General features: G+C 65.5%; 37 protein-coding genes. All 37 read right to left on the reverse strand.

The window, feature by feature from the left end:
* Position 1: 1 nt before the first annotated feature.
* The 37 genes from cysN to rpsJ all read right to left on the reverse strand — a co-directional run bounded on the left by cysN (position 2) and on the right by rpsJ (position 22149).
* Positions 2-1912, reverse strand: coding sequence for a sulfate adenylyltransferase subunit CysN (gene cysN, locus WEG36_14025; GenBank protein MEX1258728.1), 1911 nt, complete (start codon positions 1910-1912; stop codon positions 2-4).
* A complete protein-coding gene (gene cysD / locus WEG36_14030) occupies positions 1912-2817 on the reverse strand; it encodes a sulfate adenylyltransferase subunit CysD (protein ID MEX1258729.1) in 906 nt (301 codons plus the stop codon). Before cysD ends, cysN begins: the two co-directional genes overlap by 1 nt.
* A gap of 10 nt (positions 2818-2827) precedes the next feature.
* A complete protein-coding gene (gene cysQ, locus WEG36_14035) occupies positions 2828-3688 on the reverse strand; it encodes a 3'(2'),5'-bisphosphate nucleotidase CysQ (GenBank protein ID MEX1258730.1) in 861 nt (286 codons plus the stop codon).
* The gene (locus tag WEG36_14040; protein ID MEX1258731.1) at positions 3655-4998 is read right to left on the reverse strand and encodes a nucleotide sugar dehydrogenase; all 1344 of its coding nucleotides are present in this window, start codon (positions 4996-4998) and stop codon (positions 3655-3657) included. Before WEG36_14040 ends, cysQ begins: the two co-directional genes overlap by 34 nt.
* A gap of 126 nt (positions 4999-5124) precedes the next feature.
* Positions 5125-6009, reverse strand: a complete 885-nt coding sequence (locus WEG36_14045; GenBank protein MEX1258732.1) for a uroporphyrinogen-III synthase — start codon at positions 6007-6009, stop codon at positions 5125-5127.
* Complete coding sequence (gene rpmB, locus WEG36_14050) at positions 5946-6167, reverse strand: 50S ribosomal protein L28 (protein ID MEX1258733.1); 222 nt, start codon at positions 6165-6167, stop codon at positions 5946-5948. The genes WEG36_14045 and rpmB overlap by 64 nt, the downstream gene beginning before the upstream one ends.
* Before the next feature lie 9 nt (positions 6168-6176).
* On the reverse strand, positions 6177-6704 hold the full coding sequence (locus tag WEG36_14055; protein ID MEX1258734.1) for a hypothetical protein: 528 nt from the start codon (positions 6702-6704) through the stop codon (positions 6177-6179).
* Positions 6705-6741: 37 nt separating this feature from the next.
* A complete protein-coding gene (gene rplQ, locus WEG36_14060; GenBank protein ID MEX1258735.1) occupies positions 6742-7107 on the reverse strand; it encodes a 50S ribosomal protein L17 in 366 nt (121 codons plus the stop codon).
* Positions 7108-7176: 69 nt separating this feature from the next.
* Complete coding sequence (locus WEG36_14065) at positions 7177-8229, reverse strand: DNA-directed RNA polymerase subunit alpha (GenBank protein MEX1258736.1); 1053 nt, start codon at positions 8227-8229, stop codon at positions 7177-7179.
* A gap of 32 nt (positions 8230-8261) precedes the next feature.
* Positions 8262-8897 carry a 30S ribosomal protein S4 gene (rpsD, locus tag WEG36_14070; GenBank protein MEX1258737.1) on the reverse strand — a complete coding sequence of 212 codons (636 nt, stop codon included), beginning with the start codon at positions 8895-8897 and terminating at the stop codon, positions 8262-8264.
* Between the two features lie 51 nt (positions 8898-8948).
* Positions 8949-9359, reverse strand: coding sequence for a 30S ribosomal protein S11 (gene rpsK / locus WEG36_14075; GenBank protein MEX1258738.1), 411 nt, complete (start codon positions 9357-9359; stop codon positions 8949-8951).
* Positions 9360-9413: 54 nt separating this feature from the next.
* Positions 9414-9794, reverse strand: coding sequence for a 30S ribosomal protein S13 (gene rpsM, locus WEG36_14080; GenBank protein ID MEX1258739.1), 381 nt, complete (start codon positions 9792-9794; stop codon positions 9414-9416).
* 41 nt (positions 9795-9835) lie between these two features.
* Positions 9836-9952, reverse strand: coding sequence for a 50S ribosomal protein L36 (rpmJ, locus tag WEG36_14085; GenBank protein MEX1258740.1), 117 nt, complete (start codon positions 9950-9952; stop codon positions 9836-9838).
* A gap of 97 nt (positions 9953-10049) precedes the next feature.
* On the reverse strand, positions 10050-10823 hold the full coding sequence (gene map / locus WEG36_14090; protein MEX1258741.1) for a type I methionyl aminopeptidase: 774 nt from the start codon (positions 10821-10823) through the stop codon (positions 10050-10052).
* 7 nt (positions 10824-10830) lie between these two features.
* Positions 10831-11499, reverse strand: a complete 669-nt coding sequence (locus tag WEG36_14095; protein ID MEX1258742.1) for an adenylate kinase — start codon at positions 11497-11499, stop codon at positions 10831-10833.
* Between the two features lie 13 nt (positions 11500-11512).
* The gene (gene secY / locus WEG36_14100; protein ID MEX1258743.1) at positions 11513-12826 is read right to left on the reverse strand and encodes a preprotein translocase subunit SecY; all 1314 of its coding nucleotides are present in this window, start codon (positions 12824-12826) and stop codon (positions 11513-11515) included.
* Between the two features lie 47 nt (positions 12827-12873).
* The gene (gene rplO, locus WEG36_14105) at positions 12874-13320 is read right to left on the reverse strand and encodes a 50S ribosomal protein L15 (protein MEX1258744.1); all 447 of its coding nucleotides are present in this window, start codon (positions 13318-13320) and stop codon (positions 12874-12876) included.
* Positions 13321-13326: 6 nt separating this feature from the next.
* Positions 13327-13530, reverse strand: coding sequence for a 50S ribosomal protein L30 (rpmD, locus tag WEG36_14110; GenBank protein MEX1258745.1), 204 nt, complete (start codon positions 13528-13530; stop codon positions 13327-13329).
* Positions 13523-14050 carry a 30S ribosomal protein S5 gene (gene rpsE / locus WEG36_14115; protein MEX1258746.1) on the reverse strand — a complete coding sequence of 176 codons (528 nt, stop codon included), beginning with the start codon at positions 14048-14050 and terminating at the stop codon, positions 13523-13525. The genes rpmD and rpsE overlap by 8 nt, the downstream gene beginning before the upstream one ends.
* Positions 14050-14418 carry a 50S ribosomal protein L18 gene (rplR, locus tag WEG36_14120; GenBank protein MEX1258747.1) on the reverse strand — a complete coding sequence of 123 codons (369 nt, stop codon included), beginning with the start codon at positions 14416-14418 and terminating at the stop codon, positions 14050-14052. Before rplR ends, rpsE begins: the two co-directional genes overlap by 1 nt.
* A gap of 67 nt (positions 14419-14485) precedes the next feature.
* Complete coding sequence (rplF, locus tag WEG36_14125; protein ID MEX1258748.1) at positions 14486-15025, reverse strand: 50S ribosomal protein L6; 540 nt, start codon at positions 15023-15025, stop codon at positions 14486-14488.
* A gap of 49 nt (positions 15026-15074) precedes the next feature.
* Positions 15075-15467: a 30S ribosomal protein S8 gene (gene rpsH, locus WEG36_14130; GenBank protein MEX1258749.1), complete on the reverse strand. Its 393-nt coding sequence runs from the start codon at positions 15465-15467 to the stop codon at positions 15075-15077.
* Positions 15468-15480: 13 nt separating this feature from the next.
* A complete protein-coding gene (locus WEG36_14135) occupies positions 15481-15666 on the reverse strand; it encodes a type Z 30S ribosomal protein S14 (GenBank protein ID MEX1258750.1) in 186 nt (61 codons plus the stop codon).
* Between the two features lie 37 nt (positions 15667-15703).
* The gene (rplE, locus tag WEG36_14140) at positions 15704-16279 is read right to left on the reverse strand and encodes a 50S ribosomal protein L5 (protein MEX1258751.1); all 576 of its coding nucleotides are present in this window, start codon (positions 16277-16279) and stop codon (positions 15704-15706) included.
* A gap of 19 nt (positions 16280-16298) precedes the next feature.
* Positions 16299-16664 (reverse strand): 50S ribosomal protein L24, encoded by a 366-nt coding sequence (gene rplX, locus WEG36_14145; GenBank protein ID MEX1258752.1) that lies wholly within the window; start codon positions 16662-16664, stop codon positions 16299-16301.
* Positions 16664-17032, reverse strand: a complete 369-nt coding sequence (gene rplN, locus WEG36_14150; GenBank protein ID MEX1258753.1) for a 50S ribosomal protein L14 — start codon at positions 17030-17032, stop codon at positions 16664-16666. Before rplN ends, rplX begins: the two co-directional genes overlap by 1 nt.
* 43 nt (positions 17033-17075) lie before the next feature.
* The gene (gene rpsQ, locus WEG36_14155; GenBank protein ID MEX1258754.1) at positions 17076-17363 is read right to left on the reverse strand and encodes a 30S ribosomal protein S17; all 288 of its coding nucleotides are present in this window, start codon (positions 17361-17363) and stop codon (positions 17076-17078) included.
* 14 nt (positions 17364-17377) lie between these two features.
* The gene (gene rpmC, locus WEG36_14160; GenBank protein ID MEX1258755.1) at positions 17378-17581 is read right to left on the reverse strand and encodes a 50S ribosomal protein L29; all 204 of its coding nucleotides are present in this window, start codon (positions 17579-17581) and stop codon (positions 17378-17380) included.
* A 6-nt stretch (positions 17582-17587) separates the two neighbouring features.
* The gene (gene rplP, locus WEG36_14165; GenBank protein MEX1258756.1) at positions 17588-18010 is read right to left on the reverse strand and encodes a 50S ribosomal protein L16; all 423 of its coding nucleotides are present in this window, start codon (positions 18008-18010) and stop codon (positions 17588-17590) included.
* 16 nt (positions 18011-18026) lie between these two features.
* The gene (gene rpsC, locus WEG36_14170; protein MEX1258757.1) at positions 18027-18686 is read right to left on the reverse strand and encodes a 30S ribosomal protein S3; all 660 of its coding nucleotides are present in this window, start codon (positions 18684-18686) and stop codon (positions 18027-18029) included.
* 4 nt (positions 18687-18690) lie between these two features.
* Positions 18691-19041, reverse strand: coding sequence for a 50S ribosomal protein L22 (gene rplV, locus WEG36_14175; protein MEX1258758.1), 351 nt, complete (start codon positions 19039-19041; stop codon positions 18691-18693).
* 23 nt (positions 19042-19064) lie between these two features.
* Entirely contained in the window at positions 19065-19355 is a 291-nt protein-coding gene (gene rpsS / locus WEG36_14180; GenBank protein MEX1258759.1) for a 30S ribosomal protein S19, read from the reverse strand.
* A 12-nt stretch (positions 19356-19367) separates the two neighbouring features.
* On the reverse strand, positions 19368-20207 hold the full coding sequence (gene rplB, locus WEG36_14185; protein ID MEX1258760.1) for a 50S ribosomal protein L2: 840 nt from the start codon (positions 20205-20207) through the stop codon (positions 19368-19370).
* Between the two features lie 10 nt (positions 20208-20217).
* Positions 20218-20529 carry a 50S ribosomal protein L23 gene (gene rplW / locus WEG36_14190; protein ID MEX1258761.1) on the reverse strand — a complete coding sequence of 104 codons (312 nt, stop codon included), beginning with the start codon at positions 20527-20529 and terminating at the stop codon, positions 20218-20220.
* A complete protein-coding gene (gene rplD / locus WEG36_14195) occupies positions 20522-21178 on the reverse strand; it encodes a 50S ribosomal protein L4 (protein MEX1258762.1) in 657 nt (218 codons plus the stop codon). Before rplD ends, rplW begins: the two co-directional genes overlap by 8 nt.
* Before the next feature lie 4 nt (positions 21179-21182).
* Positions 21183-21800, reverse strand: a complete 618-nt coding sequence (gene rplC / locus WEG36_14200; protein MEX1258763.1) for a 50S ribosomal protein L3 — start codon at positions 21798-21800, stop codon at positions 21183-21185.
* 40 nt (positions 21801-21840) lie between these two features.
* Positions 21841-22149 (reverse strand): 30S ribosomal protein S10, encoded by a 309-nt coding sequence (gene rpsJ / locus WEG36_14205; protein ID MEX1258764.1) that lies wholly within the window; start codon positions 22147-22149, stop codon positions 21841-21843.
* Between the last annotated feature and the right edge of the window lie 76 nt (positions 22150-22225).

Raw genomic sequence — 22225 nt, forward strand, 5'->3', positions numbered from 1 at the left:
GTCATCCCGGGGGTACTAGTCCGTCTTGGACGAGTCGGTCCACGATGCGATCCACGGCCTCTTCGACCTGGATCGATGAGGTGTCGAGCTCCATCTCGGGCTTTTCGGGCGGTTCGTACGGTCCGCGGCTCCCGGAGAGGTTTCCGAGCCGCCCCTCCGCCTCCAGCCGGTAGAGCCCCTTGGGATCTCGCTTTCGAAGCTCTTCGAGCGGCGCATGCACCCAGATCTCCAGGAACCGTCCCTCCGGGAAGAGCTTCCGGAGGTTGTCGCGCCCTTCCCGGTACGGCGATACGAACGTGCAAAGTACGAGATTCCCATGTTCGAAGAAGAGCTTCGCGACCTCACCGGCCCGTCGGATGTTCTCCACCCGGTCGCGAGGACTGAAGGCCAGGTCTCCGCAAAGCCCGTGCCGGATCTGGTCCCCATCGAGGAGCATGGTCCGCACGCCCCGCTCGAAGAGGCGGCGTTCCAATTCGCGCGCGATCGTGGTCTTTCCGGCACCGGAAAGACCTGTCAGCCAGAGAACTGCCGCCCGGTTCACGTTTCGGAGCTCCCGCTCCTCCCGCGGGATGTTCCAGGCCTGCCAGACGACGTTCGGCGAGACCGGTCGGCCGGATTTTGGAGAATCTTCCCCTTCGAGATCCAACCGTCGCACCATGCCTCGGATCATCCCGGCCGCAACCGTGACATTGGTGTGCGGATCCACGAGGACGAAGCTCCCCGTCTGGATGTTGATCTGGTAGGAGTCGAAAAAGAGGGGCTTCGACGTCGAGATTTCCACCCGCCCGATCTCGTTCAGGCCGAGTGTCCGGGTCTTCTCGCGGTGAAGCGTGTCCACGTCCACCCGGTACTCGACCTTGTCCACGAAGGCTTGCACCTGCCGGGTCGTGTGAAGGAGGAGATACGGACGGGCCGGCTCCATCTCCTCTTCATTCATCCAGCAGAGGTAAGCCTCGAAACGATTGCCGAGCTCGGGGAGATTTTTCTTCCGGACGACCATGTCGCCCCGGGAGATATCCACCTCGTCCTCCATGGTGAGGACGACGGCTTCCCCGGCTCGCGCCTCCTGCGTCACGCCCTCATAGGTCTCCACGGTGCGCACGCGGGTTCGCATCCCGGAGGGGAGAACGAGAACCTCTTCACCCGGGCCGATGGAGCCCGACGCCACGGTTCCGGCGTATCCTCGGAAGTTTTGATGCGGGCGCAGGACGTACTGCACCGGAAAGCGGAAGTCGATCTGGTTCCGGCGCGCCCCGACGCTGACGTTTTCCAGCTTGTGGAGGAGCGAGCCCCCCTTGTACCAGGGCATCCGGTTGGACCAGTCCACGACGTTGTCGCCCTCGAGCGCGCTGATCGGGACGTAGGAGATATCCTTGACCGTGAGTTTGGTCGCGAACTCGCGGAATTCGGCGCGGATCTGGTCATAGACCTCCTCGGAGTAGCCCACGAGGTCCATCTTGTTCACCGCGACGATGACGTGCGGGATCCCCAGGAGGGAGGTGATGAAGGCGTGCCGCCGCGACTGCGTCAGCACTCCCTTTCGTGCGTCCACGAGGATGACCGCCAGCTCGGCGGTCGAGGCGCCGGTGACCATGTTTCTCGTGTACTGCACGTGCCCCGGCGTATCCGCGATGATGAACTTCCGCTTCGGCGTCGCGAAATAGCGGTACGCGACGTCGATCGTGATTTTCTGCTCCCGCTCGGCCCGGAGCCCGTCGGTGAGGAGAGCGAGGTTCACCCTTTCTTCCCCAAGGCGCCGGCTCGCCCCCTCGATCTGCTCCATCTGATCTTCGAAGATGGATTTGGTGTCGTGGAGGAGGCGGCCGATGAGGGTGCTTTTCCCATCGTCCACGCTCCCGGCCGTCGTGAACCGGAGGAGTTCCGTCTCGGCGTAAACTCTGGGGGAGGACATCAGAAGTACCCCTCCCGCTTCCGGTCTTCCATCGCGGCCTCGGAACGCTTGTCGTCACTCCGCCCGCCCCGCTCGGTGACGCGGGCCACGGAGGTCTCCTGGATGATCTCGTCCACCGTCCCCGCCGCGGATTCGACGGCACCGGTGCAGGTCGCATCGCCGATCGTGCGAAAGCGCACGCGCGTCCGCACCTCCTCGTCGGTCGTGAGCACCCGGATGAATTCGGTGCGTGCGAGAAGCATCCCATTTCGACGGACGAGGGCCCGCTCGTGCGCAAAGTAGAGGGAGGGAATCGGAAGGTCCTCGTGCCGGATGTACTGCCAAATGTCGAGCTCGGTCCAGTTCGACAGGGGAAAGACACGGAAGTGCTCGCCTGGGTTCTTTTTCCCATTGTAGAGGCTCCAGAGCTCGGGGCGCTGGTTTTTCGGGTCCCACTGGCCGAAGCGGTCGCGGTGGGAAAAAAAACGCTCCTTCGCGCGTGCCTTTTCCTCGTCGCGACGGGCTCCCCCGAGCGCGGCGTCCACCTGGAGCTCCCTCAGCGCGTCGAGGAGGGTGACCGTCTGGAGCGCGTTCCGACTCGCCTCGGGACCCTTCTCTTCTTTCGCCCTTCCCTGGTCGATGGAATCCTGCACGTAGCGGACGACGAGCTCGGCCTCCATCTCGGCCACAAAGCGGTCCCTGAATTCGATCGTCTCGGGAAAGTTGTGCCCCGTGTCCACATGGAGGAGGGGAAAGGGTATCGGGGCCGGATGGAAGGCCTTACGGGCGAGCCAGGCCATCACGATCGAGTCCTTTCCCCCGGAAAAGAGGAGAATCGGCCGGTCGAACTGGGCCGCGACCTCACGGAAGACGTGGACCGCCTCGTTTTCGAGGGCCCTCAGGTGCCCCTGTACGCGTTGCTTCATCGCTATCCCTTCATCGTGGTGCCAGCCCCGCGCGCCCCAGGAGGTCGCGCCACGGGCCCGCCGGGTCCCCGACGGCGAGGAAGGGCAAGTTCGTCAGGGTCTCCTTGTTGTAACGCAGCGTGCCCCCGGAGCTCGCGCCGTCCAAGGTGAACACCCGTCCGCCCGCCGCCTCGAGCACACTCTGGGCGGCTCCCGTATCCCACTCCATGGTGGGACGGTCCCGGAAGTAGAGGTCCGCCTTCCCCTCGGCGAGGAGACAGAACTTTAGGGAGCTCCCCATGCTGGTGAATTCCACGTTGTCCCCGAGCGCCCCTGCGAGCGCCTTCACCCCGGGCCCGGCGTGGTCGCGGCTCGCGACCAACACGGGGCGCCCGGCCCGGAAGCGCCGGGAGCTGATCGCGCGAAACGCGTCGTCGCCTTCCGCGGCCTCCGCGCCCCACCCCTCCGCGCCCCTGAAGGTCCGGCCCAGGGCAGGGGCGTGAACGATCCCGGCGATCGGCCGTCCCCCCTCCACGAAAGCGACGTTCACCGTGAATTCCCCCGTTCCCTTCAGGAACTCCTTGGTGCCGTCCACGGGATCCACGAGCCAGAAACGATCCCAGTTCGCCCGGTCCCGGATCGCTTCCGGGTCCGACTCTTCGGAGAGGCATGGGGTCCCCGGAAGGAGCGTGCCCAATTCACGCTCGAGGGTGAGGTGTGCGGCCCGGTCGGCGACGGTCAGGGGAGACCCGTCCCCCTTCTCTTCCGTCGGAAGGGTCGGGGAGTGGCGCAGGACCTCCTCGCCGGTACGACGCACGATCGCCGTGAGATCATCGAGCGAAAAGGGAAGCCGAGTCCTTAGCGAGGCGCCTCCCTCCCCTTCACAATCCACCGCGGCGCACGCCCCCCCACCTGTTCGCCGGTCACCTTGGCGGTCGCATTCCTCGAGTCCACCAGGACCCTGGAGTGCTCGAGAATGCGCCCCAGATCGAAGCTCGAGTGATCCGTTACGAGCAGCACGGCATCGGCGGACCGGAGTACCTCATCGGTGAGCGGGACCCCCGTCCAGCGCTTCCCGTCATCCTCGTACGACTCGATATACGGGTCATGGAAGAGGACCTCCGCCCCCTCGCGCTCGAGATCCTTTATGATCTCGAGGGCCGGCGACTCGCGGATGTCGTCAATATCCTTCTTGTACGCCACGCCGAGAAGGAGGATGCGCGAGCCGTTCACCGCCTTTCGTTCGCGGTTCAGCGCCTCGCGGACCTTGCCCACCATGAAGTGAGGCATCTCCGCGTTGATCTCGGACGCGAGCTCGATGAAGCGCGTCCGATAATCGAGAGTGCGCATCTTCCAGGACAGATAGTGCGGGTCCACCGGGATGCAGTGTCCCCCGAGGCCGGGACCCGGAGTGAAGCGCATGAATCCGAAGGGTTTCGTGGCCGCCGCGTCCACGACCTCCCAGATGTCCACCCCGAGGCGGTCGGCGATCTGAGCCGTTTCGTTCACGAGGGCGATGTTGACCGCCCGGAAGGTGTTTTCGAGGATCTTCACCATCTCCGCGGCCTCCGGGGAGGAGACCGGGACCATCGTCTCGATGAAACGCCGGTACGCCGCCAGGCCGGCCTCGAGGCAGGCCGGAGTGATCCCCCCGATGACCTTCGGGGTGTTCCGCGTTCCCCAGGCGGGATTCCCCGGATCTATCCGCTCGGGAGAGAAGCTGAGGTAGAAGTCCTTCCCGACCTGGAGCCCCCGAGCCTCGAAGAGGGGGAGGAGGACGTCCCTCGTCGTCCCCGGATAGGTCGTGGATTCGAGGACGATGAGCTGGCCCGGGCGAAGCGTCGCCGCCACGGCTTGCCCCGCCGCGAGGATATAGGAGATGTCAGGGTCCCTCGTCTTCGAAAGCGGGGTTGGAACGCAGATCGAGATGACGGACGCCTCCCCGAGGCGGGCCATGTCGTCGGTCGCCTCGAGGAGTCCCGCCTCTCGAAGCGCGGCCACCTCCTCGGAGGGAACGTCCTGGATGTGGCTCCGCCCCTCCTGGATCCCCTGCACCACGTCCTTCTTCACGTCGAACGCGATGACGCGGCACCCGCTCTTCCCGATTTCCACCGCGAGGGGAAGGCCGACGTAGCCCAACCCCAACACCCCGAAAATCACGTCGTCGCCGCCGAAACGGTCGGCGAGTGAGGACTTGGCCATTCGGCGCTTCCTTTGCGTAGTTCGTCCGGCGATCGAGCCCACACCGATACGGCCCCCCCGGGCGGCCGGGAATATCGCGGAGGGAAGAAGGGCGGGCAACGCGTGGAATCGCGTTGATGCGGTGTTTCAAGGCCCCTGGGTCCTCGCGCGCGCCCATCTCTCGGCCCCCGCGACCACCCCCTCCAGCGTGTGGGGGTCGGCGATCTCCTGGGGGGGAATTCCCAGGCGTTCGAGGGCCCCGGCGGTCGCGGGCCCGATCGCAACGACTCCCACGCCCGGGGGGAGAGATCTCCGGGCGCCCCAGCTGGCGGCGAAGCTCCGGGCCGCGGACCCGGCCGTGAAGGTCAACAGATCGATCTTCCCGGCGGCCACGTCCGCGCCGAGGCGGGCGGCCTCGGCCTCGTCGGGCGCCGTCTCGTACGCCGTGACGACCTCCACCGAAAATCCCGCCTCCGAGAGCTCCCCGGGAATCGTGTCGCTCCCCTCCTCGGCGCGGGGAAAAAGAATGCGGAGCCCACGGCCTCCACCCTCTTCTCGCAGTGCCGCAACGATCCCTTCCGCCCGAAAGCGATCCGGAACGAGGTGGACCGGAAAGCCCGCCTCCCGGAGCGCGGCCGCCGTGGCCGGTCCCACGGCGCAAATTCGAAGGGAGGACGCGCCGATGCCGGCGGGGGAGATCCCGGCACTCGAGAGTGCCTCGGAAAGCGGCTCCACGGTGCGGGCCGAGGTGACGACCACCCAGTCGAAGTCGAAGAACCCGGACACGGCGGCGTGTAGCCCCGGCGGGTCGGTCGCGGGAAGGGTGCGGGTCAGAGCGTAATGCAGGGGTCGGGCGCCGCGCGCCCGGAGGAGGACCGAAAGCCGGTCCTCGGAGGAGCCCGAGCGGGCCCGAGTGACGGCGACCCGAAGGTCTCTGAGAGTCTCGGAGGGGGAACCCGGCCGAACCGTCAGTCCCGGTCTCCCAACGGGTTCAGCGCGGGGGCGCGCTTCACCTTTCCGGCCGAGATACACGAGGTACAGACCCGAACGCGGCGCCGCTCGCCCGCGGCGTCCACGATCTTCACGGGCTGAATATTGGGGAGCCAGCGCCGCCTCGTCTTGTTGTTCGCGTGGCTGACCCGGTTTCCACTCCCCGGTCCCTTCCCGCAAACGTAGCAGACTCGTGCCATTCTATCCTCTTAATTCGTGCCCGCAGGCGCCGGGGCGGCACCGGCCGGTTGCGTCACCTGAATCGTCTGCGCCGCGAGAAAGCTCGGGACCGAGCCGACCGCCATCCGATGGGCCGGGTTGGTGAAGACTCCCTCGGCGTCCCATGCCTGAAGCACGCTATCCGTCATCACCACCACCTGCCCAGTCACCCGTGTCCGGTCCCCCGGGGCGACCTGGATCCCCGGGGTCCCCGTGGGAGCCGGAAGCCTCACGAGATAGGGCGATCCGTCCGGCAGCGCGAAGAAAAAGGCCTGGGCACCGATGATCTCCTGCACCTCGACCCCGTCGAGGTCCGCAGGCGTATTCATGTATGCCATCGGGTTCATCGCGAACTGGCCGAGCGAAACCGCGGGCGACGGCATCGCCTCGCCTTCCTCCGCCACCGCGACCTCGGACGGCTCCGAGACGATCGAGAGCCAATAAAGAAAGAGCCCCATCACCACGAAGGCCACGATCATCGAGACGGTGCCGAACACTCCGCCACTCTGCTTCGCCATAGTCCCCTCTCCGGTTCCCGCTTGTTAGGCTTGTCGGTTACCCGTCGGCCCGATCCACGAGCTCGATCAAGGCCATCTCCGCGGCGTCGCCCCGGCGATGCCCGAGCTTCAGGATGCGGGTGTATCCGCCGGGACGCTCCTGGAAACGCGGACCGAGCTCGTCGAAGAGCTTCCCGAGCACATCCCGGTCGTGGATGTGCCGCCCCGCCCGTCGCCGCGCGTGCAGGTCTCCCTGGCGCGCGAGCGTGATCAGCCGCTCGGCGTAAGGGCGGAGCTCTTTCGCCTTCGCCGTAGTCGTTTCGATCCGCTCGTGCCGGAACAGGCTTATAGCCAGATTCCGGAGCGTCGCGCGCCGGTGGGACACCGTGCGTGAAAGCTGTCGGCCGGTTTTCCGGTGCCGCATGGTCGTTTTCCCTCCGTCGAGCCCCCCAAAGGGGAGCCTCCAATTATTCGTCCGCCCGCGGCGGCGTCTCTACTCGTCTTCGGCCTGAACCGGCAGCGCCGCACCGTCCTCGTCCACAAAAAAGAACTGCCCGTCGTCCCGTTCGGTGATGCGCATTCCGAAGCGGAGGTCGTGTTCCGCGAGGAAGTCCTGGATCTCCTTCAGCGACTTCTTCCCGAAGTTCTCGATTCCGAGCATCTCTTCCTCGGTCTTCTGGATCAACTCTCCGAGCGTCCGGATGTTCTCCTTCTGGAGAGAGTTCCGGGAACGCACGCTGAGCTCCGCGAGATCCTCGATCGGCCGTCCGAAGAGATCCTGCACCGACTCCGGAACGGGGCTCGCACCCTGAGGAGCCGGACGCGGGAGATCTTCTCCGCCGAAAAAGAGGAGGTATTCGAGGTGTTTGCGCAGGAGCATGCCAGCGGCCGCCAGAGCCTGTTCCGGGCTGACCGAGCCGTCAGTCTCTACGAAGAAGGTCAGCCGGTCGAAGTCGGTTCGCTGCCCGACCCGGGTCTCGAGGACCTGAAAGTTGGCGCGCCGGACCGGATTGTAGATCGAGTCCACGCACACGAGGTCCACCGGCGAGCCCTTTTCGACCGTGTGCTGATCCGCCAGGACGAAGCCCCGTCCCTTGTCGATCCGGATCTCCATTCGGAAGTCGCGCGACTCCTGAAGCGTGAGGATGTGGTGCTCCGGATCCAGGACCCGCACGCCCGACTTCGGCTGAATGCTGGCGCCGGTGATCGCGCCGGCCTTTTTCGTCTTGATCTCGAGAGTGACCTCGTCCACGTCATCGTCGAGCACGACGATGAGCGCCTTGATGTTCTGGATGACCTGGTGCACGTCCTCCACGACTCCGGGGATCGTCTGGTGCTCGTGTACCACTCCCTCGATTCGGAAGGCCCAGGCCGCCGCACCCCGCAGGGACGAGAGAAGCACGCGCCGGACAGAATTCCCCAACGTGTGTCCGTAGCCCCGCTCGAGCGGTTCGACGAGGAACTCCCCGATCCTTCCGTCCTCCGACATCTGGACGGTTTCTACCTTTTCGGGAAGAACCAGTCCGGTCAGATCAATGTCCACCATCTCCTCCATGCCTGCGGCGCGGGGGGTTCGGGTTACTTGGAGTAAAGCTCCACGATGAGCTGCTCCTCGACCTCCATCGGGATGTCGGCCCTGGTGGGCGCCCTCACGATGCGGGCCACGCGGTTCTTTTCATCGAGCGTCAGCCACTCCGGAAGCTTCGGGCGCGTCCTCAGCCCAAGGCTCACGGCGACGGGGTCGAGATCCCGTGACGCGCTCCGCACGGAAACGTCATCCCCCGCACGAAGGTGATAACTCGGGATGTCCACGAGCTCTCCGTTGACTTCGACATGGCGGTGCCGCACCAACTGGCGCGCCTGATTCCGGCTCGACGCGAGGCCGAGGCGGAAAACAACGTTGTCCAGCCGGGTTTCGAGCGCAACGAGAAGGTTCTCGCCGGTAACTCCGCCCTGCTGGCTCGCTTTTTGGAAGAGATTCCGGAACTGCCGCTCTTGCAGCCCGTACATCCGCTTCACCTTCTGCTTTTCGCGAAGCTGCACCGCGTACTCGGACTGCTTGCGACGACGCGCCTGCGCGGGGCCGTGCTGGCCCGGCGGATACGCGCGGCGGTCCACGGGACACTTCTCCGTGTAGCACTTCTGCCCCTTCAGGAAAAGCTTCTGTCCCTCGCGGCGGCAGAGCTTACAGGCCGATCCAGTATGACGAGCCATCAGGCACCTTGTGCGATCGAGCGAAGTTCGGAGTGAGGGTTCAGCGACCCGCTAAACGCGCCGTTTTTTCGGCGGGCGGCAGCCGTTGTGCGGGAGCGGAGTCACGTCCTCGATGGACTTCACATGAAGACCGGCCGTAGCGAGGGCGGAAATCGCCGACTCCCGCCCCGAGCCCGGACCCTGGACGCGCACGTGCACGCGCCGCACGCCGAGGGCATAAGCGTCCCGCCCGGCCTGCTCGGCGGCCATCGTGGCGGCGAAGGGAGTGGACTTCTTCGAGCCCTTGAACCCCGCCTTTCCGGCGCTCGACCAGGTGACGACGTCGCCCTTACTGTCGGCAATCGTCACGATCGTGTTGTTGAAGGTCGCCTTGATGTGGACGACCCCCTCCGCCTCGACCACGCGCTTCGACCGCTTTCCGCGCGTCGTCGGCTTCGCTTCACCTGGACCCGTCGTGGTCAAACCCCCACCCCCTCAAATTTGGACGGCCAAGCGGCCACCGGACTCTCCGGCGACCTACTTCTTCGGCGCCTTCTTCTTTCCCGCGATCGCGCGGCGCTTCCCCTTGTGGGTGCGCGCGTTGGTGCTGGTCCGCTGTCCGCGCACCGGCAAGCCCCGCCGGTGCCGGACGCCCCGATAACACCCGATGTCCATCAACCGCTTGATGTTCATCGAGGTCTCGGTACGGAGCGCTCCCTCGACCTTGAATTTCGACTCGATCTCGCGACGGAGCCGGGCGATGTCGTCGTCCGTGAGGTCCTGAGTGCGCGTGTCCGGGCTGATCCCAGCCGCCTCGAGAATCTCGTTCGAACGAGGCCGCCCGATCCCGAAGATATAGGTCAGCGCGATCTCGATTCGCTTGTTGCGAGGGAGGTCAACTCCCGCGATGCGTGCCATTGGGTCTCCTGAACTTCAGCAGGGCGCCGAGACGGCGTGCCTCAGCCCTGACGCTGCTTGTGGCGGGGGTTCCGCTTGCAGATAATCCGCACGACACCAGCACGGCGAACGACTTTGCAGTGTTCGCAGATCGGTCGGACACTTGTGCGCACCTTCATCGGGACCTCGCCAGGCGTTCATTGTAGAGCTTAGAAGTATAATCCCCAGGCCGCATGCCCTCAAGGATGCCCCGACGTTCTCGAGGCCCCCCCGGTCTCACCCCGCCGGAACGGGGGAGGGCTCGGCGGTCAGGATCCGCGGGCCGTCGCCCGTAACCGCCACCGTGTGCTCGAAATGCGCCGACCGCGAGCCGTCCGCCGTGACCATCGTCCATCGGTCCGAGAGGGTCCGGATCCGGTGCGTGCCGACGGCTATCATCGGTTCGATCGCCAGGACCATCCCCTCCCGGAGCTGGGGACCCGTCCCGGGCGTTCCGAGGTTCGGTACCTGGGGCTCCTCATGCACCTGTCGTCCAACGCCATGCCCCACCAGGTCCCGGATGATGCGAAACCCCGTCCCTTCGACGACCCCCTCTACAGCGTGCCCGATGTCTCCCACGTGTCCCCCGGGGACCGCGGCCCGGATCGCCTCTTTCAGCGCCTCCCGCGTGACCTCGAGGAGCCGTTCCGTCTCCTCGTCAACCTCACCCACGGCAAAGGTTCGCGCCGCGTCCGAGCACCACCCGTCCCGCTTCACGCCCACATCGATCGAAATCAGGTCGCCCGGAGCGAGAACTCGTTTCGCCGACGGGATGCCGTGCACGACCTCTTCGTTGATCGACGTGCAGAGTGACCCCGGAAACCCATACAGCCCCTTGAAGACCGGGACCGCTCCCTCATGCGCCCGAATGAATTCCTCGGCGAATCGATCGAGCTCCAGGGTCGAAACCCCGGGGGCGACCCGCGCTTCGACTTCCCGGAACAGAGCGCCGATGATCGCTCCGCCCCTCGCGATCTCCTCGATCTCCGCGGCGGACTTGAGCTCGATCATCGGTTCCTCACACCGCATCCACGTCGAGACTTTCAACCAGCGCCTGCCAGAGCGCCTTTCGCACCAGCTCCGGCGCCCGGTCGCCATCCACCTGGAGGACCGGTGCCTCGCTCTTTTCGTAGTAACGGACGAGGGGCTCCGTCATCTCCCGGTACACCTCCAGGCGGTGCCGCACCGTCTCCGGAGTGTCGTCGCTCCGATGATCGAGGAGGGCCCCGCACTCGTCGCACACCCCCTCCGTCACCGGGGGGTCGAAGTGGACATTGAAGACCCGCCCGCACTGTGGACAGCTCCTCCGGCCCGCGATCCGCTTCACGAGGACCTCGTCGGGCGCCTCAAGGAGGAGCACGCCGTCCACCTCTCGTCCCACCTCCGGAAGGGCCTTCGCGAGCGCCTCCGCCTGAGGAAGTGTCCGCGGGAACCCATCGAAGATCACGCCCCGTTCTTCAGGGAGCTCCTTCAAGTGCTCTTTGACGAGGGCGACGATCACGTCGTCGGGGACGAGGTCCCCCCGGTCCATATACGACTGGGCCCTTTTTCCCAACTCCGTGCCCTCGCGCCGCGCCGCACGCAGGAGGTCACCGGTCACCAGCCGGTCCCACCCGACCGACTTGGCGAGAAGGGCTCCCTGCGTTCCTTTCCCGACTCCCGGCGGGCCGAGCAGGATCACGACCATCGTTTCACTGCCCTCACATGTACCTCTGCCGACCGCGAACCTTGACCCTCCCCTTCTTCATGAAGCCGTCGTAGTGCCGGAGGAGGAGGTGCTGCTGCGCCCGCTGGACCGTATCGAGGCCGACACCCACGCAGATCAGAAGCCCCGTTCCTCCAAACGAGAAGGTCTGGATGCCGAACAGGTCGAAGATCCAGAAAGGGAGGATCGCAATGATCGCGAGATAGATCGAGCCGGGGACGAGCACCCGGGTGAGGACCCGGTCGATGTATTCGGCGGTGCGCGCTCCCGGCTTCACTCCCGGAATGAACGCCCCCTGCTTCTTCAGATTCTCGGCGAGATCCACCGGGTTGAAGATGATCGCCGTGTAGAAGTAGGTGAAGAAGATGACGAGGGTCCCGTAAAGGCCGTAGTAGACCCAGCTCCCCGGCTGAAGGTACTCCGAGATCTCGCGCAGGAAGGCGATGTTCGAAACCGCCGCGAGCGTCCCCGGGATGATGATGAAGGACTGGGCGAAGATGATCGGCATCACGCCGGCCGCGTTCAGGCGGATCGGGACATAAGATTTCTGTCCCTCCTGGACCCTTCCGCGCCCCACGACTTTCCGGGGGATCTGCACGGGGATCTGCCGCGCGCCCATCGTCATGGAGACCACCCCGGCCGTCACGCCGAGCACGACGGCGAGGAGAGCCAACACGGCGATGAGGGTGATCTCGCCCACCCGCATCGCTTCCCAGGTCCGGACGATCGCGGCCGGGAGCCCCTGAATGATCGAGAAGAAGATGAGGAGCGACATCCCGTTCCCCACCCCGTGCTCGGTGATTTGCTCGCCGAGCCACATGACGAACATCCCCCCGACGGTCAGGGCGAGGACGGTGCTGAAGGTGAAGAGGAAGCCGGGGACGATCACGGCGCCCTCGATGGAAGCGACGAAGACCGAGTACCCATAGGACTGGAGGACGCAGAGGACGAGCGCGGCATAACGCGTCCACTGCGTCAGCTTCTTCCGCCCTTCCTCCCCTTCCTTCTGCAGCTTCTCCACGGCCGGGAAGACCGCGGCAAGAAGCTGAAACATGATCGAAGCGGAGATGTAGGGCATGATCCCGAGAGCGAAGATCGTCGCCCGCGAGAGCCCGCCGCCGACAAACATGTCGTAGACGCCGAACAGCGTCCCCTGAAGCGCCCCGAACTGCGCCTCCAGCGCGATCAGATCGATCCCCGGGGCGGTGATGTGCGCGCCGATCCGGTAGATCAGGAGGATCAGGAGGGTGAAAAGGATCCGGTCCTTGAGCTCCGGGAACCGGAAGAGATTCTGGATCGGGTTCGCCATCAGGCTAACGGATCCCGTTCAGGGAGTGGAACACGGCGGACAGGATCCTACGCCTCGAGAGTGGCGACTGAGCCGCCGGCCGCCTCGATCTTCTCCCGCGCCGACTTGCTGAAGGCATGGGCTGACACCTTGAGCGAGCGCGTGAGCTCGCCAGTGCCCAGGACCTTGAGGGGTTCCTTGACCGAACCGATCAGCCCGCGGGACTTGAGCACCTCCGGGGTGATCTCGCTCTCCGCCATCTCCTCGAGTGTACGGACGTTTACGACCTGATACTCCACCCGCCTGAGGGGGGTGAAGCCGCCCTTTGGAATGCGGCGCTGGAGGGGCATCTGACCCCCCTCGAAGCCGGGGCGGACGTGGCCCCCCGCACGCGCCTTCTGCCCCTTGTGCCCCTTTCCCGCCGTTTTCCCCGTGCCCGAACCCGGGCCGCGTCCGATACGCTTCCGGTTCTTCCGGGAGCCCGGGGCGGGCCGCAGGTCATGAAGCTCCGTCATCGTTCTCTACTCCTCGACTTCCCGGACCGACACGAGGTGCCGGACCTGCGTGAGCATCCCCCGGATGGCCGGGTTGTCCTCGTGGATCCGTGTCTGCTGGTGACGCGTGAAACCCAGGGCGCGAAGGGTGCGCCGATGGATTTCCGGTCGGCCACTGATGCTGCGGATCTGCGTGACCGCGAGTTTCTTTGCCTTCGCCTTCTTAGCCACGCCGTCCTCCCAGTGTCTCGACCGCTACGCCCCGCTCGCGGGCCACCTGCTCGGCGGTCACGAGCTTGCTGAGCCCGTCAATCGTCGCGCGGACCACGTTGATCGGATTGTTCGTCCCGAGGCTCTTCGTCAGGATATCGGTGATGCCGGCCGCCTCGACGACGGCCCGCACCGGTCCTCCCGCGATCACGCCGGTCCCCGGAGCCGCCGGGCGGAGGAGCACCCGCCCCGCGCCCCACTCGCCGATGATCTCGTGGGGAATCGTCCCCTTCACGAGGGGGACCTGGATCATGCTCTTGCGGGCGTGGTCCATCCCCTTCCGGATCGCCTCCGCGACCTCGTTCGCCTTCGCGAGCTGAATCCCAACCTTCCCCTTCTTATCCCCGACCGCGACGAGGGCCGTGAACGAGAACCGCCGCCCCCCTTTCACGACCTTGGAGACCCGATTGATGTGGACCACGTTCTCGACGAGGTCGCTTTCGCGCTCGCGATCCCGGCTCCGCTCCTTGTCTCTGGCCATCAGAACTTCAGCCCTCCCTCACGGGCCCCGTCGGCAAACGCCCGGACACGGCCATGGTATTTGTATCCGCCGCGGTCGAAGACCACGGCTTCGATCCCCTTTTCACGGGCGCGCTCGGCGAGGAGCTTCCCCGCCGCGTAAGCCCGCCCGATCCGAGCGCTGCCATCCTCCGGCACCAGCGTGCGCAACTCGGGGGCGAGCGTGGAGAGTCCAAGCAGGGTCCGACCCGCCAGATCGTCCACGAGCTGCCCCTCGGTGTTCCGGAGGGAACGGAAGACGACGAGCCGGGGGCGTTCTGCCGTCCCCGAAACCTTCGCCCGCACCCGCAAATGCCTCCGCGTCCTCTGAAGGGACCGGCTCCTGCGCATTTTCGAACGCTTCACCCTCGCCACGATTCTCTCCTCCGGCCGGCCTCAGTGCACATGGCCAGGCGCACTACGCGCCGGCAGTCTTGCCGGCCTTGCGCCGGACCTGTTCGCCCACGTATCGGACGCCCTTCCCCTTGTACGGCTCGGGAGGACGGAATCCTCGAATCTCGGCGGCGACCTGGCCGACGAGCGCTTTGTCCATCCCGTTGACCACCACTTCGGTCGGCACGGGAACCTGGAGATCGATCCCCGCGGGCGCTGGAAAGGCGATCGGATGCGAATAGCCGAGATGGAGCGTGATCCCGTTCCCCTTCTTTTCGGCCCGGTACCCGACGCCCTGGATCTCGAGCTTTCGCGAGAACCCCTGGGTGACTCCCTCGATCATGTTCGCGATGAGGGTGCGGGTCAGCCCATGGAGCGCCTTGTGGCGAGTTTCCTCGCTCGGGCGCGCCACCGTGACCTCGCCGTCGGCGATCCCCACCTGCATTTCGGGATGCACCTCGAGCGAAAGGGCACCCTTCGGTCCCTTCACGTGGACGCTCCCCCGGTCGAGGCGGACCTCGACTCCCTTGGGAACCTCCACTGGTCTTTTTCCGATCCTGGACATCGTTCGCCTTCAGAGTTTCACGAGAAAAAACGTTCGGGCCGCAGCCATGTCACCAGACAAGTGCGAGCAGCTCGCCACCGACCCCTTCCTGTCTCGCGGTCCGGTCGGAGACCACGCCGCGGGAAGTGGAAAGGATCGCCATTCCCAGGCCGTTCCTGACCCGGGGGATCGCCTGCGCCCCCACGTACCGGCGCCGCCCCGGCTTCGAGACCCGCTCCAGGTGCCGGATGACCGGCTGACCCTCGAAATATTTGAGGTAGATCCGGAGCACGCCGTGGCGCCCGTCGTCCAGGATCTTGTAGTCGTAGACATAGGCGTTTTCCTTCAGGATACGGGCCACCTCCACCTTCAGGCGCGAAACCGGCATGTCGGCCCACCGGTGTCCGGCCCCGGCCGCATTCCGCAGCCGGGTCAACAGGTCCGCGATCGGGTCGGTCATCATCGTCTGGGTCCCCTCACCAACTGGCCTTGCGAACACCGGGGATTTCTCCCCGGAGCGCCATCTGCCGGAAGCAGATCCGGCAGAGCCCGAACTTGCGGATGAAGGCGCGCGGCCGCCCGCACCGATTGCAGCGGTTGTACGCGCGCACCCCGTATTTGGGCTTTCGCCGGGACTTCTCGATCAGCGCCTTCTTAGCCATTCAACACCCCGATTCCAGTTGAAATCTCACCCGTCCCTCAGTTCGCCGCGGCCCCGATCGGAACCGGCGTCGTCCCCCGGAAGGGGAATCCCATCTCCCGGAGAAGAGCGAACGCCTCGTCATCCTTGGGCGTCGAGGTGACGATCGTGATGTCCATCCCATGCACCTTCTCCACCGAGTCGTATTCGATCTCGGGGAAGATGATCTGCTCCTTCACCCCGAGCGTGTAGTTCCCGCGCCCGTCGAAGGAGCGCGTCGGAATCCCGCGGAAGTCACGGATTCGCGGAATCGCGGCGCTCACGAGGCGATCGAGGAAATCGTACATGCGCGTGCCGCGGAGCGTGACGGCCACGCCGACCGGCATCCCCTCTCGCAGGGAGAAGTTCGCGATGGACTTCCGGGCTCGGGTCACGAGCGCCTTTTGTCCAGTGATGGTGGTCAACTCCTCCACGACGGAATCCAGGAGCTTCTGATTCCGTCCCGCGTCGCCGATCCCGACGTTGACGATCACCTTCTGGATCCCCGGCACCTGGTGAAGGTTCGTAAATCCGAACTCCTCCCGGAGGTGCGGTCTCACCCGCTCTTTGTAATGGTTCAGCAGTCTCGGTTCCATCGCCTTTCTCTCTACCCTCTTACGGCCGCGGGACGGCGTTGCCGGATTTCACGGCGATCCGCTCTTTGGTCCCGTCCTTCTCCATTCGCACCCGAACCCGGGAAGGATTGCCGGACGTCGGGTCGATCAGCATCACGTTCGAGATATCAATCGGGGCCTCGAAGGAGACGATCCCGCCTTCGGGATTGTCCTGCGACGGTCGTTGGTGGCGCTTCCGCATGTTCACCCCCTCCACGACGACCCGCCCCTGTCCGACATCCACCCGGACGACGCGTCCCTCGACGTCCCGAAAATTGCCACGGATCACGCGCACCCGGTCGCCCTTCACGATTCGGGTCCGGCCCTTCCGCCGGCTGGCCCGTTTCGCCTGTTTCTTCGTCGCCATCAGAGAACCTCGGGTGCCAGCGAAACGATCTTCATGTACCGCTTCTCGCGCAGCTCACGTCCCACCGGACCGAAGATGCGTGTCCCCCTCGGCTCCCCGGCCTCGTTGATCAGGACGGCCGCGTTGTCATCGAAGCGGATGTAGGAGCCGTCCTTCCGGCGCATCTCCTTGGTCGTACGGACGATGACGGCGCGAGCCACTTCTCCCTTCTTCACCCCGGCGTTCGGAATCGCGTCTTTGACGGTCACGACGATCACGTCTCCAACGCGCGCGTAGCGGCGACGCGATCCCCCGAGTACACGGATGCAGAGCGCACGTTTGGCGCCCGTGTTGTCCGCGATTCTCAGGATCGACTCCTGCTGGATCATGCCTCAGTCTCCACAGTGGGTCCGGTCGCGTGGGATTGGCCGGTCAGGCGCTTTCGGGGCGCTCGACGAGGCTGATCACACGCCAATGCTTCAGCTTCGAAATGGGGCGGGTCTCCTGAATTCGGACGACGTCCCCCACGCGGTAGTCATTGTTCTCATCGTGAGCGTGGAATTTTTTCGACCGGACCATCGCCTTGTGGTAGAGCGGGTGCCGGATGTGCCGGTCCACCCGCACCACGATGGTCTTCTGGCCCTTGTCGCTGACCACCACCCCTTGGCGGACCTTGCGATCGTTTCTCCTGGCTTCGGCAGCTCCCTCGGTCTCGCTCATTTCATCGTCTCGTCTCAGGCCTTCGCGGCGCGGAGCTCCCGCTCGCGCAGGATCGTCTTCATCCGCGCGATCTCTCTCCGTACCTGCCTCGGAAGTTGCGCGCTTTCAAGCTGCATCATCTTTCCCCGGAAGCGGAGGCGGAAAAGCTCCTCCCGGAGCTCCGCGACCCGCTCCCGGATCTGCTCGTCGGTCATCTCCCGGATATCGGTGGCGCTCAACATGGCTCAGCTCCCGAGCTCCTCTTCACGCGCGACGAAACGGGTCTTGATGGGAAGCTTGGCCGCCGCGAGCCGCATCGCCTTCTCGGCGATGTCGCGGGAGACACCTTCCATCTCGAACATCATCCGGCCCGGCTTCACGACGGCGACCCACCCCTCGGGGTTTCCCTTTCCCTTTCCCATCCGGGTCTCCGCGGGTTTCGAGGTGATCGGCTTGTCGGGAAAGATCCGGATCCAGACCTTCCCGCCCCGCTTGATGTGGCGCGTCATCGCGATACGCGCCGCCTCGATCTGCCGGTTCGAGATCCAGGCCGGCTCCGCCGCCTGCAACCCGTATTCACCGAAAGACACGCGGTTACCGCGCTGCGCGGTCCCGCGCATGCGCCCCTTGTGTTTCTTCCGGTATTTGACCCGTTTCGGGGAAAGCATCGTTCCGATCCCTTCGTCAGCTGTCCGTCGAGTAGGTGCGGCCGCGGCGTTCGTCCACCACTTCGCCGAGGAAGATCCAGCACTTCACGCCGACCGCTCCGTACGTCGTGTGCGCCTCGACGTTCGCATAGTCTATGTCCGCGCGGAGTGTGTGCAGGGGAACGCGTCCCTCGCTGTATCCCTCCACGCGGGCGATCTCGGCGCCTCCGAGGCGCCCGCTGCACTTGATGCGAATCCCCTCGGCTCCCGCCCGCTGGGCCGACTGGATCGCCCGCTTCATCGCGCGGCGGAACGAGATCCGGTTCCGGATTTGGTGTGCCACGTTTTCCGCGACGAGACGGGCGTCAATCTCGGGGCGCTTCACCTCTTCGACGTTGACGGAGACCTCGGACTTCGTGAGGACACCGAGCTCGTCGCGGAGCTTGTCCACCTCCGCGCCCCGCTTCCCGATCACCACGCCCGGACGGGCGGTATGAACGGTCACGACGATCTTGGAGGGTTTCCGTTCGATCGTCACCTGGGAGATCGCGGCGTGTGACAGCCTGCGTTCCAGATAGCGGCGGATCGTCTCATCTTCGTGGAGGAGGCGGGGAAAGTCTTTCTCCGCGTACCAGTTGGACTTCCAGTCCTTGAGGATTCCCAGGCGGAATCCCGTCGGATGTGTCTTTTGTCCCATCCGCCTACTCCCTCTTGTCCACGACGACGGTGATGTGGCTCGTGCGCCGGCGTCTCGGGGCGGCGCGCCCCATCGCTGCGGCCCGGAACCGTCGGAGGGTCGGGCCCTCGTCCACAAAGACTTCGCGGACGATCAGCTCGTCCACGTCCACGACTTCTCCTGTCCCTTCGCCCTTCGCCTGCGCGTTCGCGACGGCCGAACGGAGGGTCTTTCCGACCGGCTCCGCCGCGGACTTCTTCGAGAACTGAAGGACGGCGTAAGCGTCGTTGACCGAGCGCCCACGGATCTGATCCACGACGAGCCGCACCTTGCGGGGGCTGATCCGGATATGTCGCGCGATGGCCTTCGCTTCCATTTCTCTCGTCTCCGCGGGTGCGATCACTCGGCGGGCTTGACCCGCTTGTCGGCGAGTTTCCCGCCGTGTCCCCGGAAGAGCCGCGTGGGGGCGAACTCGCCGAGCTTGTGCCCAACCATGTTCTCTGTCACGTATACCGGAACGAACTTGTTCCCGTTGTGGACGGCGAGAGTGTGCCCCACGAACTCCGGAAAGATCGTGGAAGCGCGCGACCAGGTCTTGATGACCTTTCGGTCCCCACGCGAGTTCATAGCCTCGATCTTCTTCAGGAGGCTCTCCTCGATATACGGGCCCTTCTTCACGCTACGCGGCATCTTCGGCTTCCCCTACTGCGTGGCTTTTCCGCGGCGGCGTCCGCGGACGATGTGCTTGTTCGACTCTTTTTTCCGCTTGCGGGTCTTCACCCCCTCGGGCTTCCCCCAAGGAGTGACGGGCGGACGCCCACCCGAAGTGCGGCCTTCGCCGCCTCCCAGCGGATGGTCCACCGGATTCATCGCGACGCCGCGGACCTTCGGCCGCTTCCCGAGCCAGCGGGACGCACCGGCCTTCCCAAGCGAGCGCAGCTCGTGGTCCACATTTCCGACTTGCCCGATCGTGGCCATGCACTCCTTGCGCAGGCGGCGAATTTCGGACGACGGAGTCCGTACCGTGACGTAATCCCCTTCTTTCGCGACGACGTTCACCGACGACCCCGCGGAGCGCGCCATCTGTCCACCCTTTCCCGGGCGCATCTCGACATTGTGCACCAGCGTGCCCAGCGGAATGCGGTCCAAGGGGAGCGCGTGTCCGACGATGATGTCGGCGTGCGTTCCCGCGACGATCTCATCCCCGACCTGGAGTCCCTTGGGGTGAAGGATGTATCGCTTCTCACCGTCCCCGTACGTGATGAGCGCGATGTGGGCGCTCCGGTTCGGATCGTATTCGATCTCCGTCACCCGACCGGGGATTTCGTGTTTGTCCCGTCGGAAGTCGATGCGCCGGTAGCGCCGTTTGTGGCCACCCCCCTGGCGCCGCATGGTCACGCGCCCATGGTGGTTCCGTCCACCCTTCGAATGGAGGGGCTCGGTAAGGGAGCGCTCGGGACCCTTCCGGGTGACCTCGGAGTGGTCCACGACGGACCGGAACCGAGTTCCGGGAGTCACGGGCTTGAATTTCTTGAGCGGCATCGTCAGATCCTCATCCCACTTCGTAGAACTCGATGCTGTCCCCCTCGGCGAGGCGGACCATCGCTTTCTTGAACGCGGCCCGCCGTCCCACCGGCGCCCGCGGATTCATCCGGCCGAGAAGTGCGCGTTTCGTCTTGGCCTGGTAGCGTGCCGTACGCACGTCCTCGACGACCACATCCCACGCGGCCTCGACCGCCTTGGCGATCTGGTGCTTGTTCGCGTCGGGGTGGACGATGAAGGTGTAGACGTTTCGTTCTTCCTGAGCGGCAGTCGCCCGTTCGGTCACGACCGGCGCCACGATCACGTCGTGAAGGTCACGCATCGGCCTCCTCCTCCTCGCCGTCACCGGCGGTCTCGTCCACCGCGATCCGGCCCAGGGCTCCCCGCTCGATCACCACGGTTCCGGCCCAGAGGATGTCGTATGTGGACTCCTCTCCGAAGGGGCGCACCCTGATCTCGGCGACGTTGCGGGCGGAGAGGACCACCGATCCCTTCGTCCCTTCGGTCAGGATCAGCGCCTTCCCCTGCACCTCGATCTGTTCCAGGTACTTCACGAGCCGACGTGTCGCCGGACGCTCGAATTCGAGAGCGTCGATGATGATGACGCGGTCGTCGCCGGCACGGGCCGTGAGCGCGGACCTTCTGGCGAGCGCCCGCACCTTCTTCGGAATTCGCTGCCTCCACGAGTGGGGCTGGGGCGGAAAAGCCAGTCCGCCTCCGGTCCACTGGGGCGAGCGGATCGAGCCCTGGCGAGCACGTCCGGTCCCTTTCTGGCGCCACGGCTTCCGGCCTCCTCCAGCAACGGCGGCCCGGTTCTTCCCGGAGGCCGTGCCCTGGCGCTGGTTCGCGAGGTACGCCCTGACCACCGTATGGAGGACTGGCTCGTTCACCTCTCCAGCGAAGAGGTTGTCCGGAAGGGCGCGTGCGCGCCCCTTCTTCCCGTCGGCTTTGTAGTAGCGAGCCTTGGCCATAGTCCTACTTCGAAATGAAGAGGTAGCTGTTGCGGGCACCCGGGACGCCCCCCCTCACGAAGAGGAGGTTCCGCTCCGGGTCCACTCTCACGATCTCGAGATTCCGGACCGTGGACCGCACATTTCCCTGTTGGCCCGGGAGACGTTTCCCCTTGATGGTACGCGAGGGATTCGTACCGGGCCCGATCGAGCCGGGATTTCGGGACATCGGGTGCCCGTGGCCGGCCGGACGGCCGGCGAAGCCATGGCGCTTCACGACGCCCTGGAAGCCCTTTCCCTTGGAGGTGCCGACCACCTTCACACGGTCCCCCGGCTGGAAGAGCTCCACGGTCAGCTGCTGCCCGGCCTCGAAGGCCTCGTCCCCGGCGACCTTGAACTCGCGCAACACGCTCGGCGCGTAGTCCAGCCCGACGCCTGCGGCGTGACCGAGCTCGGCGCGCGAGCTGCGCGTCTCCTTCTTCCGGCCGAAGCCGAGTTGAACGGCGGCGTAACCATCTTTGTCGGGATTCTTGACCTGCACCACGGGGCAGGGTCCGGCCTCGACGACCGTGACGGGAACCGCCGACCCTCCGTCGTCGAAGAGCCGGGTCATCCCGAGCTTACGTCCAATGAGTCCCGCCATCGTTCCGATCTCTCTCAAGTCTAGCTGAAGCCTTTCCGTCTCAGTCCACTTTGATCTCGACGTCCACGCCTGCCGGGAGGTCGAGCTTCGTCAGGGCGTCCACCGTGGCCGGCCGGCTGTCCACGATATCGATCAGCCGCTTGTGCGTGCGGAGCTCGAACTGCTCGCGCGACTTCTTGTCGATGTGGGGCCCTCGCAGAACCGTCCATCGCTCCCGCTTCGTGGGAAGGGGGATGGGGCCCTTCACCGTCGCGCCCGTCTTCTCGGCGGTGCGCACGATGTCCGAGGCGGTCTGGTCGATCACCCAGTGGTCGAAGGCCTTGAGTCGGATTCTGATCCTGCTCGCCATGTCTCTTCCCTTGTCAGTCCTGGATCGCGAGGCGAGGGAGGGGCGCGGGGCACTCCTCCCGAGGGGCTCCGCCGGC

The organism is Gemmatimonadota bacterium, from assembly GCA_040882465.1.
Taxonomy (GTDB): domain Bacteria; phylum Gemmatimonadota; class Gemmatimonadetes; order Longimicrobiales; family Gaopeijiaceae; genus JBBEBG01.

Coding starts and splice junctions, on each gene's coding strand:
- cysN (MEX1258728.1), bottom strand. CDS start 1,912: ATGTCCTCCCCCAGAGTTTACGCCGAGACGGAACTCCTCCGGTTCACG.
- cysD (MEX1258729.1), bottom strand. CDS start 2,817: ATGAAGCAACGCGTACAGGGGCACCTGAGGGCCCTCGAAAACGAGGCG.
- WEG36_14040 (MEX1258731.1), bottom strand. CDS start 4,998: ATGGCCAAGTCCTCACTCGCCGACCGTTTCGGCGGCGACGACGTGATT.
- rpmB (MEX1258733.1), bottom strand. CDS start 6,167: ATGGCACGAGTCTGCTACGTTTGCGGGAAGGGACCGGGGAGTGGAAAC.
- WEG36_14055 (MEX1258734.1), bottom strand. CDS start 6,704: ATGGCGAAGCAGAGTGGCGGAGTGTTCGGCACCGTCTCGATGATCGTG.
- rplQ (MEX1258735.1), bottom strand. CDS start 7,107: ATGCGGCACCGGAAAACCGGCCGACAGCTTTCACGCACGGTGTCCCAC.
- WEG36_14065 (MEX1258736.1), bottom strand. CDS start 8,229: ATGGTGGACATTGATCTGACCGGACTGGTTCTTCCCGAAAAGGTAGAA.
- rpsD (MEX1258737.1), bottom strand. CDS start 8,897: ATGGCTCGTCATACTGGATCGGCCTGTAAGCTCTGCCGCCGCGAGGGA.
- rpsM (MEX1258739.1), bottom strand. CDS start 9,794: ATGGCACGCATCGCGGGAGTTGACCTCCCTCGCAACAAGCGAATCGAG.
- rpmJ (MEX1258740.1), bottom strand. CDS start 9,952: ATGAAGGTGCGCACAAGTGTCCGACCGATCTGCGAACACTGCAAAGTC.
- map (MEX1258741.1), bottom strand. CDS start 10,823: ATGATCGAGCTCAAGTCCGCCGCGGAGATCGAGGAGATCGCGAGGGGC.
- WEG36_14095 (MEX1258742.1), bottom strand. CDS start 11,499: ATGGTCGTGATCCTGCTCGGCCCGCCGGGAGTCGGGAAAGGAACGCAG.
- secY (MEX1258743.1), bottom strand. CDS start 12,826: ATGGCGAACCCGATCCAGAATCTCTTCCGGTTCCCGGAGCTCAAGGAC.
- rplO (MEX1258744.1), bottom strand. CDS start 13,320: ATGACGGAGCTTCATGACCTGCGGCCCGCCCCGGGCTCCCGGAAGAAC.
- rpsE (MEX1258746.1), bottom strand. CDS start 14,050: ATGGCCAGAGACAAGGAGCGGAGCCGGGATCGCGAGCGCGAAAGCGAC.
- rplR (MEX1258747.1), bottom strand. CDS start 14,418: ATGCGCAGGAGCCGGTCCCTTCAGAGGACGCGGAGGCATTTGCGGGTG.
- rplF (MEX1258748.1), bottom strand. CDS start 15,025: ATGTCCAGGATCGGAAAAAGACCAGTGGAGGTTCCCAAGGGAGTCGAG.
- rpsH (MEX1258749.1), bottom strand. CDS start 15,467: ATGATGACCGACCCGATCGCGGACCTGTTGACCCGGCTGCGGAATGCG.
- WEG36_14135 (MEX1258750.1), bottom strand. CDS start 15,666: ATGGCTAAGAAGGCGCTGATCGAGAAGTCCCGGCGAAAGCCCAAATAC.
- rplE (MEX1258751.1), bottom strand. CDS start 16,279: ATGGAACCGAGACTGCTGAACCATTACAAAGAGCGGGTGAGACCGCAC.
- rplX (MEX1258752.1), bottom strand. CDS start 16,664: ATGGCGACGAAGAAACAGGCGAAACGGGCCAGCCGGCGGAAGGGCCGG.
- rplN (MEX1258753.1), bottom strand. CDS start 17,032: ATGATCCAGCAGGAGTCGATCCTGAGAATCGCGGACAACACGGGCGCC.
- rpsQ (MEX1258754.1), bottom strand. CDS start 17,363: ATGAGCGAGACCGAGGGAGCTGCCGAAGCCAGGAGAAACGATCGCAAG.
- rplP (MEX1258756.1), bottom strand. CDS start 18,010: ATGCTTTCCCCGAAACGGGTCAAATACCGGAAGAAACACAAGGGGCGC.
- rpsC (MEX1258757.1), bottom strand. CDS start 18,686: ATGGGACAAAAGACACATCCGACGGGATTCCGCCTGGGAATCCTCAAG.
- rplV (MEX1258758.1), bottom strand. CDS start 19,041: ATGGAAGCGAAGGCCATCGCGCGACATATCCGGATCAGCCCCCGCAAG.
- rpsS (MEX1258759.1), bottom strand. CDS start 19,355: ATGCCGCGTAGCGTGAAGAAGGGCCCGTATATCGAGGAGAGCCTCCTG.
- rplB (MEX1258760.1), bottom strand. CDS start 20,207: ATGCCGCTCAAGAAATTCAAGCCCGTGACTCCCGGAACTCGGTTCCGG.
- rplW (MEX1258761.1), bottom strand. CDS start 20,529: ATGCGTGACCTTCACGACGTGATCGTGGCGCCGGTCGTGACCGAACGG.
- rplD (MEX1258762.1), bottom strand. CDS start 21,178: ATGGCCAAGGCTCGCTACTACAAAGCCGACGGGAAGAAGGGGCGCGCA.
- rplC (MEX1258763.1), bottom strand. CDS start 21,800: ATGGCGGGACTCATTGGACGTAAGCTCGGGATGACCCGGCTCTTCGAC.
- rpsJ (MEX1258764.1), bottom strand. CDS start 22,149: ATGGCGAGCAGGATCAGAATCCGACTCAAGGCCTTCGACCACTGGGTG.